Source organism: Cytophaga hutchinsonii ATCC 33406, from assembly GCF_000014145.1.
In the GTDB taxonomy this organism is placed as follows: Bacteria; Bacteroidota; Bacteroidia; order Cytophagales; family Cytophagaceae; genus Cytophaga; species Cytophaga hutchinsonii.
The window spans coordinates 2,489,307-2,506,338 of record NC_008255.1; the positions used below are offsets into that span (position 1 = coordinate 2,489,307).

16 protein-coding genes are annotated in these 17,032 nt (G+C 42.7%); 5 read left to right on the top strand and 11 right to left on the bottom strand.

The features are described 5' to 3' along the window. Positions 1–31: 31 nt before the first annotated feature. The 3 genes from CHU_RS10450 to CHU_RS10460 are packed head-to-tail and all read right to left on the bottom strand — an operon-like array spanning position 32 to position 3,218. Entirely contained in the window at positions 32–1,351 is a 1,320-nt protein-coding gene (locus CHU_RS10450; RefSeq protein ID WP_011585522.1) for a leucine-rich repeat-containing protein kinase family protein, read from the bottom strand. Between the two features lie 26 nt (positions 1,352–1,377). Then, positions 1,378–2,439 (bottom strand): arginyl-tRNA--protein transferase, encoded by a 1,062-nt coding sequence (locus CHU_RS10455; RefSeq protein ID WP_011585523.1) that lies wholly within the window; start codon positions 2,437–2,439, stop codon positions 1,378–1,380. Between the two features lie 29 nt (positions 2,440–2,468). After that, complete coding sequence (locus tag CHU_RS10460; protein WP_011585524.1) at positions 2,469–3,218, bottom strand: hypothetical protein; 750 nt, start codon at positions 3,216–3,218, stop codon at positions 2,469–2,471. Positions 3,219–3,393: 175 nt separating this feature from the next. Between CHU_RS10460 and CHU_RS10465 the strand changes: the two genes are divergently transcribed. Continuing rightward, positions 3,394–4,659 carry an Hsp70 family protein gene (locus tag CHU_RS10465; protein ID WP_011585525.1) on the top strand — a complete coding sequence of 422 codons (1,266 nt, stop codon included), beginning with the start codon at positions 3,394–3,396 and terminating at the stop codon, positions 4,657–4,659. Positions 4,660–4,862: 203 nt separating this feature from the next. On the opposite strand, the gene CHU_RS10470 is transcribed toward CHU_RS10465, so the two are convergent. The 6 genes from CHU_RS10470 to CHU_RS10500 form a co-directional block, all read right to left on the bottom strand. Next, complete coding sequence (locus CHU_RS10470) at positions 4,863–5,141, bottom strand: hypothetical protein (protein ID WP_011585526.1); 279 nt, start codon at positions 5,139–5,141, stop codon at positions 4,863–4,865. Positions 5,142–5,144: 3 nt separating this feature from the next. Then, positions 5,145–6,692, bottom strand: coding sequence for a protein adenylyltransferase SelO (locus tag CHU_RS10475; protein ID WP_011585527.1), 1,548 nt, complete (start codon positions 6,690–6,692; stop codon positions 5,145–5,147). A 143-nt stretch (positions 6,693–6,835) separates the two neighbouring features. Further along, complete coding sequence (locus CHU_RS18900; RefSeq protein WP_081428665.1) at positions 6,836–7,939, bottom strand: T9SS type A sorting domain-containing protein; 1,104 nt, start codon at positions 7,937–7,939, stop codon at positions 6,836–6,838. 204 nt (positions 7,940–8,143) lie between these two features. After that, the gene (locus tag CHU_RS18905) at positions 8,144–11,470 is read right to left on the bottom strand and encodes a T9SS type A sorting domain-containing protein (protein ID WP_011585529.1); all 3,327 of its coding nucleotides are present in this window, start codon (positions 11,468–11,470) and stop codon (positions 8,144–8,146) included. Positions 11,471–11,770: 300 nt separating this feature from the next. Then, positions 11,771–12,154 (bottom strand): DUF3037 domain-containing protein, encoded by a 384-nt coding sequence (locus tag CHU_RS10495; protein ID WP_011585530.1) that lies wholly within the window; start codon positions 12,152–12,154, stop codon positions 11,771–11,773. Next, positions 12,132–12,929, bottom strand: coding sequence for a HipA family kinase (locus CHU_RS10500; RefSeq protein WP_011585531.1), 798 nt, complete (start codon positions 12,927–12,929; stop codon positions 12,132–12,134). Before CHU_RS10500 ends, CHU_RS10495 begins: the two co-directional genes overlap by 23 nt. Before the next feature lie 235 nt (positions 12,930–13,164). Here CHU_RS10500 and CHU_RS10505 point away from each other — a divergent pair, with 235 nt between their 5' ends. The 4 genes from CHU_RS10505 to CHU_RS10520 are packed head-to-tail and all read left to right on the top strand — an operon-like array spanning position 13,165 to position 16,029. Beyond that, positions 13,165–13,842, top strand: coding sequence for a response regulator transcription factor (locus CHU_RS10505; protein WP_011585532.1), 678 nt, complete (start codon positions 13,165–13,167; stop codon positions 13,840–13,842). A 10-nt stretch (positions 13,843–13,852) separates the two neighbouring features. Beyond that, positions 13,853–14,305: a chromate resistance protein ChrB domain-containing protein gene (locus CHU_RS10510; protein ID WP_011585533.1), complete on the top strand. Its 453-nt coding sequence runs from the start codon at positions 13,853–13,855 to the stop codon at positions 14,303–14,305. A gap of 8 nt (positions 14,306–14,313) precedes the next feature. Next, positions 14,314–14,862, top strand: coding sequence for a hypothetical protein (locus CHU_RS10515; protein WP_011585534.1), 549 nt, complete (start codon positions 14,314–14,316; stop codon positions 14,860–14,862). A 9-nt stretch (positions 14,863–14,871) separates the two neighbouring features. Continuing rightward, a complete protein-coding gene (locus CHU_RS10520) occupies positions 14,872–16,029 on the top strand; it encodes a chromate transporter (RefSeq protein ID WP_011585535.1) in 1,158 nt (385 codons plus the stop codon). Between the two features lie 56 nt (positions 16,030–16,085). On the opposite strand, the gene CHU_RS10525 is transcribed toward CHU_RS10520, so the two are convergent. Continuing rightward, positions 16,086–16,313, bottom strand: a complete 228-nt coding sequence (locus tag CHU_RS10525; RefSeq protein WP_011585536.1) for a hypothetical protein — start codon at positions 16,311–16,313, stop codon at positions 16,086–16,088. A gap of 74 nt (positions 16,314–16,387) precedes the next feature. Further along, positions 16,388–16,828, bottom strand: a complete 441-nt coding sequence (locus tag CHU_RS10530) for a 5-fold beta-flower protein (RefSeq protein WP_011585537.1) — start codon at positions 16,826–16,828, stop codon at positions 16,388–16,390. Positions 16,829–17,032 lie beyond the last annotated feature (204 nt).

Consider the following 17,032-nt stretch of genomic DNA (forward strand, 5'->3'; position numbering starts at 1 on the left):
CAAAACACCTGGAGAGCGTTCAATTCTACTGTTAATGAGTATTTTGCAGTAATTGGAGTTCGTAAACAATTGTGTTGAATGCCGGTCTTTTATCAGGCTCTTCGTTCATGCATCCGGCAGAAAGCCTTTTGAGTGTTTCCAGACACCATTCGTCTTCTTTGGTACATACGCTGTATTGCAGCAAATCATCTGCTAAACAGCCGAAAGCACGTACATCCAGACGTTCCAGAAAAAAAGCTTCATCCCGGTTATTCTTATCATACAGCGTTGCTGCACCGAAATCACCAAACAGGCTATGGTATTTTTCATTGATCAGGGTATTATGCGCATATAAATCTCCGTGCATAATTCCGTTATCGTGCAGCTGTTTGGCAGCTTCTGCCACTCCTTTCAGTATAAGCAGCATCTGTTGAGCGGTAAAACGGGTACCGGCAGCAAAGGTATCCCGTGTACAGGTAACAAAGGAAGGCGGTCTGCCCAGGTTTTTATATTCCGCAGGAATCAGTTCCATTACCAACCCGTGCATACCTTCCGGATGCCCCCCGATCACGCCCAACACAGACACCAGGTGACTGTTACGACCGGCCTGCATACAGGCAGTCATTTCATCTTCCGGCAGCCCGTCGCTGGTAACAGCACCCTTAAATACTTTTACGGCTACATCTTCTGGTGATTTACCTGTATTCAACCGGGCTTTATAAATAATACCGGAAGCCCCTGCGCCAAGCTGTTCCATAAGCGCTACGTTTTCCCAGGCAATAACAGGCAAAGCATTGAAAGAAGACCTGTTTACCTGAAACGGATTACTGGAATACGCCAGCCAGGCCAGGCGCGGCAGCTGTTTTACAACTTCAGGAAACGTATGCATATTATTTGCTGAGATACGCAGCAACTCAATATTTCTGCAGGCTGCAAGCTCATCGGGCAATCCTGAAAGTTGATTTCCCGCCAGCATGACTTTCTGAAGTTTTGTACAACGGCCGATACTTACCGGTAACGCTTCAATACAATTATCTGTTAAGATCAGCCAGCGCAGCGATACCGGAATAGCATCTTCTGCGATCACCTGTATGTTATTTGCCTTTATACCTAACATATCAAGCTGCTTCAGCTCTTTTAGTACTTCAGGAAAAATAGTAAAATCATTATCCGATAAAAATAAAATCCGGAGCCTGGTTAAGCAAGCCATTTCCTGCGGTAAGGAATGTAAGCGGTTACCTGACAGATCCAGTATTTCCAATGTATCGGCGAGCTGAAAAACTTCTGCCGGAACTTCTGTTAAATTTTCCGACAATTTTAACGCCTGTATGCCTGTCAATGCTCCTGCCCGTAACTGTTCCAGCGTATGCATGTTTCTTAAATTAATAAATTATCTGATTATCTGAATGTACTGCTTTCTTCTATAGAGCGCATGATTATAGTACTCATTTCCGTAGCTGTTAATGCAGAACAGATGTGTTTTTCCATTTTTAATAAATGGCTGGAATAAAATCCTTCTTCCTGAATGGATTCGTCGGCCTTCCAGATGCTTCTGCATTCAATAAGATGATAACACTGATTAACTACATCAAATACAACCATTGGATTTACAACATCTTCCTGTTCGCTGAATAAATAGACAAACACAGGAAAGTCGAACAAATGTAACCCCCGAAGGCTTGGAATTATATTGGCTTCAAAAAAACTGTACTGATAGATCTGCTGTTCAATACCATAATTCGCACATACGGATTGAAATTCTTTCAGTTTTTTCAGCATTACCTGGAACGGGTCTTCATTGGTAACAAACGCCTGAATAGACACCCAGGTATTTTTGCTCAGGCTCAGGTATTCCAGTGTTTCTGTACCGATCGATAACTTATAATCAAAAGCCGGATAATTGGGTACAAAATAACCCGGATAAAAGTAGCTGTACTGCTGATCAATGCAATACTTAATCTTCTGCATGATGATATACTTTCCAAGGCTGTTCTTTTTATACGCATGATCATAAAAAGACGTGATACCAGCCGCGCAATCTTTTCCTGTATCAAAATATCCGACACCGATGAGTTTATTGCCATCGTGGATCAGCAATTCCAGTGTATTATAAATATCAACAGTGGAATCTCCGAACAATAACGTATGTAACGATTGGGAAGCGGTGAAATCCACACCTGTTTTATACTGTTCAAACAAGGCTTCTTTCTCAGGTGTAATGGATGCAGGCTGAATGGTTATTTTAAACCGGCTATTCCGTTTTGCCAGTTTATCCAGTGCATGAATGGATTTGATTGACTGCAGATGAATACGCAGCCACACAGCACTATAAATTTTCTGATCAAAATTTAAAAAATTTGTTGTGAAAATACGCTGGCCATTTCGAAACCACCCTTTAAAAAGATATTCATCCAACTCCTCCCCGCTCAATGATTCCGGATAATGTACTTGTGCAAACATGTCTATAGCTAGTGGATAAATACGTTCGGTTAAAAACGGAAACAGGCACCGCCTGATAAGTCAAACTGAATATTATTTGAATAGCTTCCTACTCCAACCGAAGGGCCGCCAAAACCAATGCCCACACCTAACCCAATACCGCTTAAGGGAGCCTGGATACGTGCCTGTAATTTTATTCCCAGATTTTCTTTTATAAAATACTTAATACCACCGGAAAGGCCCGCTGCTATTTGTGTCTGCGGAGAAACATTTGGTGCATGTATGCGCTGACTTAAAATACCGATCATGGTTGAAACGTAGGGAGAAAATTTCGGCATTTCAGTATTAAACGTGCGCACAATACCAAGCATAATGTATGTCTGTGAATACGTAGTAGTGGTATCGCCTGTATTATTCCAGTTCGGGAAACGCGTCTGAGAAAATAACGTATTTATATTCAGTTCATACATGGCCATTTCATTGCGGATGTAGCCTACAGACAGATTGTATACAGGCGCATTAATGATCTTGGCTGCAGATGCTTTACCGGCAAAGAGCCAGCCAGTCATCGCGGAGCCTTCAACTAAATACCTTTTAGGCGGCAGGTCAGTTTGAGCTGCACTTTTAAAAAAACATGTATATGTTAAAATCAATACAATGAAGATTTTACGAGCTTTCATCTGGTTGTATATTGAAAATTCTTCCTTGATACTAAAATTACAAAAATTACTGACAATGTATGCTTCTGCAAAAAAATGAATCACAAAAGCCGGCATGCATTGCATCATCGTTTTTTTCATTCGGTCAAATACCTGCCTCTACAGCAAATAATTAGACATACTACTTTTTTTTTAGGTTCGATCACTGCTTCAATGTAATTGGTATTCCTTATCTTTACTCTGATACATCAGGCACTGTTTATCTTTTGCCGGATCTTATTAATGAACACAGAACGCGCTACTTTACTAAAACTACATGGGTAATTTTCTATACGGAATAGATTTTGGAACATCCAATTCAGTACTGTCCATTTTTGATGAAGATAAAAATGAAATCATAGAAACCTTATCCGTTCCCTCTATTTTATATTTCCCGGATGCATATGACCCTGCATTGCCCTTGCAGTATTATGTAGGTGAAGATGCTATCCGTTACTATATTTCCGATGGTATGAAAGGGCGTTTTATGAAATCCATAAAACGTGTATTGCCCCGTACCAATTTTGTAGAAACACGTATTCATACAAAGTCTTTTAACGCAGCAGGTTTAATAACCCTGATCTTAAAGGAACTGAAAACAAAGGCAGACGCAATTATTGGAATGGATTGTAAAAAAGCGATCATTGGCAGACCGGTATATTTTGATGATGACAATACCGTTAACGATGCTGTTGCGCAGAAACGTTTGCTGCAGGCGGCACAACAGGCAGGTTTAAGCGATATCCGTTTTCAGTATGAACCCATCGGTGCTGCTTTTGCATACGAACGGACAATATCAAAAAAAGAACATGTATTGGTAGCCGATCTGGGCGGCGGTACAACAGATTTTACATTTATTGAACTGGATCCGCATAAAAATAACCGCAAAGACCGCCGAAGTGATATCATTGCCACAGGGGGTATTTATATCGGGGGCGACAGTTTCGATTCTGCTTTTATGTGGGATAAAGGAACGCCTTATTTCGGACGCGGTGTAACGTATGAATCCATGCCCGGCAAAATGGTGGATGTTCCGCCGAGTTTCTTCAGCAACATCTGTTCATGGGAAAAAATGAATTTCTTTAATGGTGTAAAGGTTCAAAACGACCTGAGGCAATATTATAATTATTCAAAACAAAACGACAAACTGAAAAATCTGATTACGCTGACCGAAAACAATTTAGGTTATTCCATTTTTCAATCCATCGAAAAAACAAAAGTAGATTTATCCATTCAATCTTCAAGTTCTTTCAGCTATCACAAAGCAGACATTCATATTGATGAACCAATTGACCTGACAGCCTACAACAGGATCATACAACGTGATGTAACAAAAATAAATAACTACCTGGAATCTTTTCTGAGTAAACACGCTATCGTGCCGGAATCAATCGATAGTTTGTTTTTAACCGGAGGAACTTCTATGGTACAAGCCATTCAAGCACTTTTCAAAGAAAAATTCCCGCACATTGCTATTACATCCGGCGATAATTTTATCAGTGTATCTAAAGGATTAGCGTACAGCGGATATTTATTTGATTAAAAAATTCCGTTCGTTAAAAGAAGTAATTAAGTCCTGCCAAAACATTGCGTGTGTACGGCTTCTCTTTACTGTTTTAACTTTTGGTATAAACAGAAGTCAAAAAATAGTTCAGCACAGGTGCTGTACATGTAAATACATGTATCACATACATCACAACAGAAAAGCGTTTGCCATACACAATCACCCACCCTTTTTAACGCATATCAGATTGTGCACGAATCTCCATCGGGGTTATTATGTACCACACAAATCCGGTTTACGGGAGTAGCTTCCAATTGTTCTACCGGAATACCTGCGATAAGAAGTACCGTTCTGAAATCTTTCTGAAATTTTTTTTCATATTCCAGAATGAGTTTTTCAAAATCAACCGGGTTCATTTTAATTTTATACAGATCCGTAATACCCAGTTTTTCTACGTGTGCAACAATGGAAGCGTAATTCACTTCACCGATATACCTTGGCCCTGTTTTTATTGTATCCATACCTTATGAACTGCACGATAACATGGAACAGCCGGCTTTTTGAGCTGCCCAATCCGGACGTTTAATAAAATATTCATCTGCATTTTTTGAATATGGCTGCTTGATGTATTCCTCTAATTTTTTCAATAGAGCATCATCTCCTTTTTCCAGTTTCTCAATCGCTTCATGCAAGATATAATTTCTCAGCACAAACCGTGGATTTGCTGCACGCATTTTCTCCGCGGAAACTTCTTTTGAACAGGTATTGGTTTTAATTCTCTTACTATACGCAGCAATACATGTATGCAATAGTGCTTCATCGGCTTCTGTATAAAAACAGGATTGAAAGAACTGTTTCACATCGGCTGCTGTTCCCGGATCTGCAGGCAGATCAATGAGCAGCTGATAAAACATGGTCATGTCCGGTTTTACGGTGCGCAGCATTTCTTCAAACGAATCAATCAGCAAGCGGTCATCTTCACGTAACGCATCAAAACCCAGTTTGTTTGCCATCATGGTATAGTATTTGGTTTCGTATACGTCCTGATAATTTTTTAATACAGCAACAAGCTTATCTGTTTCCGGTACTAAAAAAGCGAGCGCGTTGGCAAGGCGCCCCAAATTCCAGTAAGCAACAGCAGCCTGGTTTCCGAAGGCATATCTTCTGCCCGGCAAGTCTGTTGTATTCGGGGTAAAACGTGCGTCGTATTCATCTACAAAAGAATATGGCCCGTAATCAATGGTTACACCAAGAATTGACATATTATCGGTATTCATTACACCATGTACAAATCCAACACGCAGCCATTGCACCACCATATCGGCCGTGCGCTCTGCTACAGCCTGAAACAACTGTACAACGCGATCTTCGCCTCGTATTTCCGGATAATAACGTGTTATAACCCAATCACAAAGCTGCTGACTCAAATCACGGTTATTGCGTTCTGCCAATATTTCAAAATTACCGAACCGTATAAAAGACGGCGCAACACGCAGTACAACCGCACCCGGTTCATATGCTGCATGTCCGTTGTAGAACATATCCCGCAACACCGCATCCCCTGTAGATACAAGACTAAGCGCACGTGTCGTGGGTACGCCCAGGTAATGCATGGCTTCGCTCATTAAATATTCCCGGAGCGAAGAACGTAAGACGGCTCTTCCATCTGAATTCCGTGAGTAAGGTGTTGGCCCAGCTCCTTTTAATTGCAGTTCATACTCCATGCTGTCTTTTCCGCTGCAAAACCCCAGTGAAATTGCTCTGCCATCACCCAATTGCCCCGCCCAGTTTCCAAACTGATGTCCGGCATAACACGATGCATACGGCTTCATGGTCGGATTTACAGTATTACCGCCCAGGATGAGTACATCTTCCGGTACGGGCGATTCAAGGCCCAGCATTTCTGCAACATCAGCAGACCAGGCAAGCAGCTGCGGATGATGCACAGGTGTTGGAAGCACGCTGCAATACAATACACCCGGCGTTTGACGGGTTGTGTTATTCATAGACAGATCGCCGGGAAATGTCTCCGTAAATGTATTTGTGATCTGCTTGCGGTGTAAATGCTCCATGTATGGATGATTCAGTTATGGGAATACAAAGCTACTAAAAAGAAACCAGGTATGATTGAATACAAACAGATCCGGCACCTGTAGCGTTCAAAAGAAAGGTGCACGTATGGTACACCCTTCTTTTACAATTAACTAACATGTATTTACTGTTTAATAACTTTTTTGCTTTCAGCAATACCGTTCTGTTCAATGCGGATTACATAAATACCGGCAGGAAGACCTTCACCGATATGCGTTGCAGCATTATATGTATTAACCGACAACAGTTGGCCTGCCGCATTATACAAGGAAACGGTAAAACTGCCTGCATGTGCCGAAACGGTAAAGTCCTGAGAACTTGGATTTGGATACACAGCAAATTTCTCCGCAGCACTGTTTTTTATATCCGTCGTTATTCCATCCTGAGCGACATCTGCCCAGGTTGCGGCAATTTTAATATCGTCAAACCAGGTATAACAATCTACAGAAGGAGCCCATACAGAAGTACTGCCGCCATGAAAGGTTGAAAAATACAGGTTGTCTACTTTGTCACCGTTGCTTACAAACTGAATACCCGTGCGCAGCAATGCCTGCTGCCCGTTGATCCAGAGCTGCACTTCCCCATCGTGACTGGTAGCTGTATTCACTTTTACCCGTTGAATAATATTATACCATTGTCCTTTCTGAAAATAAAAATCCGTACCGGTTGTCAGCTGTAACGCATCATTATCGCCACAAGGTCCGTTGGCTTTATCTGCTTCCATGTGATACAGATACAGTACGGCTTTACCACCCGGCCGCCACATTAATCGCGCTGTAAAACCGTTTGAACCGGTACAGACCGTACAACCGCTGCAACGTCCGCCGCCGCCCAAACCCGGTAATTTCCCACCTTCGGAAGTACCGCCCCAATCGAAGTTATCACTGAAACGCACCCAGTACGACATATATAATTCATTGGCAGGTGTTACCATAAGCGGTGCCTGTGCACCACCATCCGTAGGACCAAAGGTATTGGCAGGATATGTTATGCGCAATGATTTGGTGCCGGACCGGGCAAAGGCATCATCCACAAATGCCCTGCTTTGATTAAAACCATTTACCCAGGGAACAGTAAAACCATCGGCACGCCAGGAAGTTATCGTATATTCCGTTTCATCCGCATAGGTTTCGAAGCCTGTCTGATCCAGGACCTGCGCATACGTAACCGGATAATTTATACCACTGATAAGCATAAGAACTAGAACTAGAAGGAACTGTTTTTTCATAACGGATTGCTCTTTTTAACATACGGATCTTAATAGTAATACGACAGGTAATACAGATTGTTTGAAAATGCATCTGCAAAAAATATGTATTCAGTCATTTAAATTACACATATGGAATCAGACCTGAATAGATTGAATGCTGTAAACATAAAGCGCGTGTATGAAAATTTCATACACGCGCTTTATAAAAAAAACAAGGAGCGATTATTTTTTTATTATTTTCCGGGTCTCTGTAAGACCGTTTTTTTCAATACGGATTAAATATATGCCCGGCGCTAATCCGGCACCGATAAGCGCCTGTGATTCATAGGTACCTCTAAGAACTTCCAGTCCGGAATTGTTGTATACCACAATCATAAATTCTCCGGTACCAGCTTCTATGTACAGTTCAGTTTCATATGGATTCGGATACAGATGCAGATCAGCCGACAGACTATTTTCAATAGCTGTTACCGGACCGCATTGAGAAATATCCGTAATCGGATTAATACCTGTTGTACCTCCGGAACAAACATTACAAACATCACGTGCTGCTTTTCCGTTAATTACACCGGCACAATCGGTACATGTTCCTTCTGCTATACCGCAGCCACAGTCTCCGGCAATCAGTTTATCCGGGTCAGACGGACAGGCATCGCCTGCTACCGATACATAGCCTGCAGGCTGCGTGCATGCTGTCTGTGTAACAGCCGCATTCCCTTTTCCATCACCATCGAGATCCTGATACCAGGTTGTTGCAGCTGTAACCGTTACAACCTTTGCTGCCGAAGTTTCTGAACAGTTATTTGACGTAACCGTTACCGTGTAGCTGCCTGCTATTGCTGCCGGATAGGTGGATGCTGTCGCACCGGTAATGGTGGTATTATCTTTCTTCCATACATACGTTAAACCTGCACCTGTATTCGCGGCTAAGTTCACACTTCCGCCCGCACAGAATGTGGTTGGCGTTGTTGTGGTGATCGTTGCTGCCGGCAAGGCATTTACCGTTACAACCTTTGCTGCGGAAATTTCTGAACAGTTATTTGACGTAACCGTTACTGTATAGCTTCCTGCTGTTGCTGCCGGATAGGTGGATGCTGTTGCACCGGTGATCGTAGTATTATCTTTCTTCCATACATACGTTAAGCCTGCACCTGTATTCGCGGCTAAGCTCACACTTCCACCGGCACAGAATGTGGTTGCCGTTGTTGTGGTGATCGTTGCTGCCGGCAAGGCATTTACCGTTACAACCTTTGCTGCCGAAGTTTCTGAACAGTTATTTGACGTAACCGTTACCGTGTAGCTGCCTGCTGTTGCTGCCGGATAGGTGGATGCTGTTGCACCGGTGATCGTAGTATTATCTTTCTTCCAGACATACGTTAAGCCTGTGCCTGTATTCGCGGCTAAGCTCACACTTCCACCGGCACAGAATGTGGTTGCCGTTGTTGTGGTGATCGTTGCTGCCGGCAAGGCATTTACCGTTACAACCTTTGCTGCGGAAATTTCTGAACAGTTATTTGACGTAACCGTTACTGTATAGCTTCCTGCTGTTGCTGCCGGATAGGTGGATGCTGTTGCACCGGTGATCGTAGTATTATCTTTCTTCCATACATACGTTAAGCCTGCACCTGCATTCGCGGCTAAGCTCACACTTCCACCGGCACAGAATGTGGTTGCCGTTGTTGTGGTGATCGTTGCTGCCGGCAAGGCATTTACCGTTACAACCTTTGCTGCCGAAGTTTCTGAACAGTTATTTGACGTAACCGTTACCGTGTAGCTGCCTGCTGTTGCTGCCGGATAGGTTGATGCTGTCGCACCGGTGATCGTAGTATTATCTTTCTTCCAGACATACGTTAAGCCTGTGCCTGTATTCGCGGCTAAGCTCACACTTCCACCGGCACAGAATGTGGTTGCCGTTGTTGTGGTGATCGTTGCTGCCGGCAAGGCATTTACCGTTACAACCTTTGCTGCCGAAGTTTCTGAACAGTTATTTGACGTAACCGTTACCGTGTAGCTGCCTGCTGTTGCTGCCGGATAGGTTGATGCTGTCGCACCGGTGATCGTAGTATTATCTTTCTTCCAGACATACGTTAAGCCTGTGCCTGTATTCGCGGCTAAGCTCACACTTCCACCGGCACAGAATGTGGTTGCCGTTGTTGTGGTGATCGTTGCTGCCGGTAGTTCTTTTACTGTTACTTGTACTGCTGCTCTTGTTCCTTCACAACCATTTAGCGTCTGTGAAACATAATAACTTGTTGTACCAGCTACTGTTGTTGAAGGTATCGGTGTTGTGGAAAATGCCGTTGTGGTTGTATTATCTGTATACCATTTCAGGGCTGTGCCTGTTGCTGTTAACGCAACAGCTGACGCATTTTTACAATAAACGACAGGTGTTGTTACCGTTGGAGCCGGTGTTGTACAAGCTACTGCACAGGTTGGTTTTACAAGTGCGCTATATGTTGTTGAAAATGTTTTTGCATCTGTACCGAATTTTTCAATCCCTCCGTTACTGTCTACGCTATTTGATGTCCATGGAAAATGCCCCTGATAGCCATTATTTTTTAACGCTTCATAAGATGCCAATGGCGTAAGGTTTGGCGTGCCGGGATTGCCCGCTGGTGTTTCACCAATAAGAACAGCCTTTTCATCCATACCGAAATCACTCGGTGTACGCACATACGGGTTAGAATAATATCCATCGATCCAGGCATAATAATGCGGGGAATAAAAATCCAGCACCGCGTTAGCCTGGTTGTATTGTGCCTTTAAAGCAGCATCGCTCCACTTATTTCCATCTGAATTATTCTGTGACCAGGCACCATTTTGACCGATACGCATTTTAGTAGCATTCCATTTAGTAGCTGCCGAACCCATCGTAACCAATACCGATGTACCATCTGTTCTTGGATTATTATGAATGGCTGAAGCACACATGGCAACAAAGCGCTGCAGTACGGCATACGAACATTTCATATTGTTTGCATCTTCTGCAACCCATTCAATTTCATTTGAAATATCAATAGACATCAGATACGGATTCGTTTTGTAGCGATTCACAAAAGGTACAAGGTAGTTATCGCAATAGGATTGAACTTTTGCCTGATCGTTCAGCATGTTTCTCCAGCTCTGATATTTTGTATACGTGTTTTTTGTATGGTCAAACGACATCATAGTTGCCATTACATAGATTCCGTTATTTTTTGCAGATTGAAAAAAGTCATCGACGTTGGCCCAGAATTGTGTGCTGACGCCGGTTACTGTTCCATCGGTATTGATATTGGGCTGCACATCTCCGTTACAGCTGATCCATACGCGGGTAGCATTGATCCCGTTTGCTTTTAGGGTTGCGAAATGTGCAGACCAGAATGCTGCATCGTAATTTCCACCGAAGTCGTTCCAGTTGTCCCAGGGTGTATTAGCTCCGTTGAAGTAAATCGGACAGGAAGCATTGCCGTTCACGACAAATTTTTTGTTAATAATGGTTACCTGCTGCCCAACAGAGGCAATCACAGATGTAAAAATAAGCGCAAAGAGCAGTAAACTTTTTTTCATAGAAATCAGATAGATTAGAATTTCTCCTTTGTTGAAGAAAACGCAGTTCCATATAGTACACATTCAGTGTTTGAAAGTAACGCCCTTTCACTGATTTATTTTAAAATAAATAAAGATAGTACTATTTAGAAGAAACAGGCAAAAACAACAAATATCTAAAAATCAAAAAGTTACTACATACAAATACGAACAGGCACCCCCGCGGCGGATAACTGAATGCTCTTCTGCCGTGGATGTCTCCTGCCTGACAACTGATGGGCTAATGAACAGAAAATAATGCGGGGCAACAACAAGGGCACATTACAGCACCAATTGCGCAAACAGCTTCTCCAGCGTTTTGGCTGCATCCTGTGTATAACCGGGATGTACCTTGGACGATTGTATCACCGTACTGCGTGTTGCCGTTAACCAGCGGAAACGGGATGCTATATCCAGTTCACCGATTGCTCCGCCTGCTTTGCTTCCCAGACAGATCTCTTCAATTGCTTTAAGGTTCTTGCTTACTGCATCAATGTCCAGATCGGGAGAAAACGCCTGCAATCGTTTATCATCTAACAGATATTTTACCTGCAGGAATTTTTCAGCTTTGCAAAATACAATAACACCTACATTTATAAATTCTTCGCGCTCTACCTTAGGCATCACGCGAATGACGGCATAATCAAATAAGTTTTTCGCGTGCATCGTTAGCTTCTTTTATAAATATATCTGAATGCTGCATTCGTGTAAGCAGAAAGGTTGTATAGGCATTGCGCTGGGCTTCCTTGCTTTCAAAGAGCGGCTCATCTTTCAGCCAGTCCGTCGGGATCAGCGCAACAATCGATTCAATACGTTCAGTCGTTAACAGCTGTTTACAAAAAACATCTGCCTCGTTAAGTTTAGATGCCTGTTTCAGCAAAACATGATTTTTCACCAATGCAAATGGGGTCAGAATATGTTCCTTCCAGTTGCTCCAGTTGTGATGAAAATACAGGGAAGCACCCGGATCAATCAGCCAGAGTTCTTTGTTCCAGATCAGCATATTGGTATTCCGGCAGGTACGGTCAATGTTAGTAAGCAGACAATCCAGCCAAAGAATCTTAGATGCCAGCAGCGGATCAAGCTGCGTAACGGTTGAGTCAAAGGTGATTGCCCCGGACAAATAATGTAAACCCAGATTGAGTCCGACACTGAATTTCAGCAGGTCCTGAATTTCTTCGTCTGCTTCACTCCGGCCAAAACCTTCATCCAGATGAATAAAAACCAATTCCGGTACTTTTAATCCCAGCGCCCGTGCAAGCTCCCCGCCCACCAGATCCGCAATCAATGCATTGGTACCCTGTCCGGCACCGCGGAATTTAATGACGTATAAGAATCCGTCATCTGCTTCTACAATGGCAGGCATTGAACCACCTTCCCGCAGCGGTGTCACATAACGTATTACGTTTACTGTTCTGAGTTCGGTTAACGTTTGATCCATGAATCGTATCCGGTTTATCTGTAAAGACTGCGCAAAGAACGCAAAAGAAAAGAAATAGAAATAATATTTGACAGCTAAAATTAAACACTGTCTTTATCATCGTGTGTACACGATAGGTAAAACGCAAAAATTATTGCCGTATAGTATAGATTATCGGACATTTATATAAGCAGAAAAACAAATTCACTTTTTATTCATTATTGTATGATACATTTGAGCATCTGATTTTATCTGAATGAAAGTATTGCTGGTTGATATATCTGGAGATGTTCCGGAACTGCGTAAAAATCTTACGGAAGACGCTGCCTTTTCTGTGCATACCGTCCGGGAGATCCGGACGGCTTCCGAACTGATTCAGCTGTATGAATATGATTGCATTCTTTTCAAGTATCAGGAATTAACGGATAACCTCCGGCCTTTATTAACAGATCTGTACCGGAAGAGTGCTGAAACAGGCATTATTATTTTATCTGAAACACTGAGCATTGCAGATAAAGTTCAATTCCTGAATGCCGGTGCTGATGACTGTTTATCGGCGCCTTACAATACGGAAGAACTTAAAGCACGTATCCTGGCTGTTATCCGGAGAAAAAAATTCAATACCGGAAGTTCTGTTCATATTGCCAATGTGGTGGTTGATCTTGCCGCACAGTCCATTTGTGTGTGGGATAAGACTGTGCTGTTAACACGTACGGAGTATGATCTGTTTCTGTTTCTGATCATGAACCGTTCATCAACCGTATCACAGACAAAAATTGCAGATTATTTATGGGGAGATACTGCAGAAGATAAAGAAGCTTCCAATCTGCTGATAGCACATATTAAGAATCTCCGTAAAAAATTAAAACAAGCTAAAGCAGAATTAGAAATTAAAAACGTGTATGGCATTGGTTATACACTGATAGAACTTTAATACAACCGATATGAAATGGATCACACGCGAACGCCCTAAGATTGACAGGATCGCATGCCCCTGGCTGATTCTCCGGTTCATTGACCCGGAAGCAGAGATCATATATGTACCCACCAATCAGGTACTGGATCAGGCGCTTGAACTTAATGCCATTCCGTTTGATATTGCAGGAGTAGAGTATACACACGAAGGTCCTTTTTGTACATTCGATTATATTTTAAAAAAACACCTGCTCACCGACGAGGCTCTGCATCGCCTAGCCCTGATCGTTCGTGCGGCTGACACAGACGATTATACGATAGCACCACAGGCATCCGGTCTGTTTGCGATCTCTGCCGGCTTGTCTTACAATATCAAAGACGACCATGAAATGCTGCGCCAGGGCCTTATTATCTACGATGCCCTGTACAGCTGGTGCAAATATGTAAGTACTGAAACACACGGCTGGGAATTTAAACAATAACACTTTTTATGAACCGATTACAACTAATTTCCGCAATCTGCTTCTTGTTATTTCATGCAGCTGCATACAGCCAGTCGATATCGGCGGACTCCTTAAGACATGCAAACAGTATTCCGGACAAACATGTTTATCCGGAAGTGAAGGGCTACATTGCACTTGTAGTACCTGTCTATACATTCAGCAGTGAAGGCAATGCATTTAACGGGGAACATAGCTTTGTTATCGGTAATCCCTGGGGCATCAATATCTGGAAAAGCAAACGGTTTGGATTTTCCTTTGAATTCACGCCTTTTTTAAAAATAGACAATAAAGAAAACAAGGTATCCAATGTTCTGTTCCACCCGGGTATCCTTTACAGACTCGGGCATGAGTATACGTTTATTGCACGTGCGGCTTACGAAACCTCCGGAAGATACGGCTTTACACCGATTATCAATAAAGTGCTGATCCGCACGCCGCACAACACCTTCTATGTGGCTGCATTATTACCTGTGCGCTTCGGCAACAACCACGAACCATCTGTTACACCAGGCATTCAATTTGGCATTGGCTTCTGATCTATTCTTATGCACACCATACCAACGTATTCGCTCAAACAGTTAATCATTTATTTCCTGAAACTGGGCACCTGGGGCTTCGGCGGACCGGTAGCCTTAGTGGGTTATATGCACCGGGATCTGGTTGAAACAAAAAAATGGATCAGTGAAGAAGATTATAAGGAAGGCATGGCCCTCTCCCAGCTTGCTCCGGGGCCTCTTGCAGCACAGCTCTGTATTTACATCGGCTATGTACATTACAGAATAACGGGTGCAACAGTAGCCGGTATTGCCTTTGTATTACCTTCTTTTTTTATGGTATTGCTTATTGGATGGGCCTATGTCTCCTTTGGCGGATTGCCCTGGATGCAGGCCATATTCTATGGTGTAGGCGCGGCAGTAATCGGAATTATTGCCCTAAGCAGCTATAAGCTTACCACTAAAAGCATCGGTAAAGATTATTGGTTATGGGCCATATTTCTTGTACTTGCCTGCTTCACATTTATTACCGAAGAAGAAAACATCTGGCTGATCCTGGCAGCCGGAGTATTGATCTGGTTTGTAAAAAGTCCGCCTTCGCGGAACAAAAAATCAGTGCATCTGTTTTCCATGCCTGTACTGCTTCAAATTCCTGCAACGGTAAGCTCCAGCGGGAAACTCTGGCAAATCGCCTGGTTCTTTACAAAGGCCGGAGCATTTGTATTCGGAAGCGGCATTGCAATTGTTCCGTTCTTATACGGAGGTGTGGTGAAAGAATATCAGTGGCTGAATGAACAGCAATTTGTTGATGCCGTGGCTGTAGCTATGATCACGCCAGGTCCGGTAGTAATTACAGTTGGGTTTATCGGGTATCTTGTGGGCGGTATATGGGGGGCTTGCATTGCAGCACTTGCTACATTTATTCCGTGTTATGTGTTCACCGTTTTACCGGCACCTTATTTCAAAAAATACGGCAAGCATCCTGCGATAAAAGCGTTTGTGGATGGCGTTACAGCAGCAGCCATTGGAGCCATTGCAGGTGCTGTATTGGTATTGGCCAAACGAAATCTCGTAGATGTGCCAACAGCATTGATTGCGATTACTACAATCGGTATCCTGTACACATTTAAAAAAATACCAGAACCGTTAATCATTCTGGCTGCTTCCCTTACAGGCATCGCATTAAAATTGCTGGTATTACCTTCTTAAAAGTCTTCTTAAAACCAGCCGCAAAAAACTGGTCCGGCTGTTTTCCCATACAGCACTTATTTTCCGTCGAACGCGCGTTGCAGCGCAGCAATATTAAGCTTTTTCATCTGAAGCAGCGCGACTATCGTATTTTTCCGCAGCTTCATTTTGAATACAGAAGCATAATAATGCTGTTGCTGAAGCCTGTTTATCAAATCTAAAAATTGCGTACTGATTTTTGCATCATAAACAGCTGTTGGTGCGATATAAAACACGGGAAGAAATATTTTTTGTCTGAATTTCATTATAAAAGAATAAAGGCAACAGATTCCTCCATTACCTTTACTCCAACATAAACGAACGAAATTTTAAATGCTTTTTACTTTTTTGGCATACACATTTCCCGCTGTACATAAGCCATTGTACTGGCCTGCTCTTTATAATTTTTAGGAACGGTTAATACCTTCTTGCCTGTTTTATCATACACTTCACAATGTGCACCATCTTTAGTAGGCTTAACTGTATATTCCACCTGCCCGTCTGCCTTTGTAAACTCGCCGTTTTTTCCGGCTTTACCCAGAATCTTACCAGTGTTGTCTAGCAGGTTTCCGTTGCGATCAATCAATGCGATTTTTTCTCCCTGACTGTTTTTAATAATACTATCTTTTGAAATGGTTGCAAACGTAGTACCGGATGCATCTTTGATTGCACCTGTTGTATCCATTTGAGGAAACTGTGCTTTGTAATTCTGTGCATGTGCTCCTATGCCTGCGAAGATCACGGCCAGGGCGGTGAATAAAAGTAATCGGATCGTTTTCATTTGTGTAGCTGTTTTAGTTGAAATGGGTTTGTTTGGATTTTCACATACATGATCAGGTGAAGAACTCCATTGTTACAAATTTCTAAATCAACACTAAAAAAATATTACATCTTTTTCAAAATGTATTGTATCATTTACAGATGAAAATCAAACTGGAAAAAGAAATGCCCTGCGTATTGTGCTATATAAAAACGTACTGCCAGC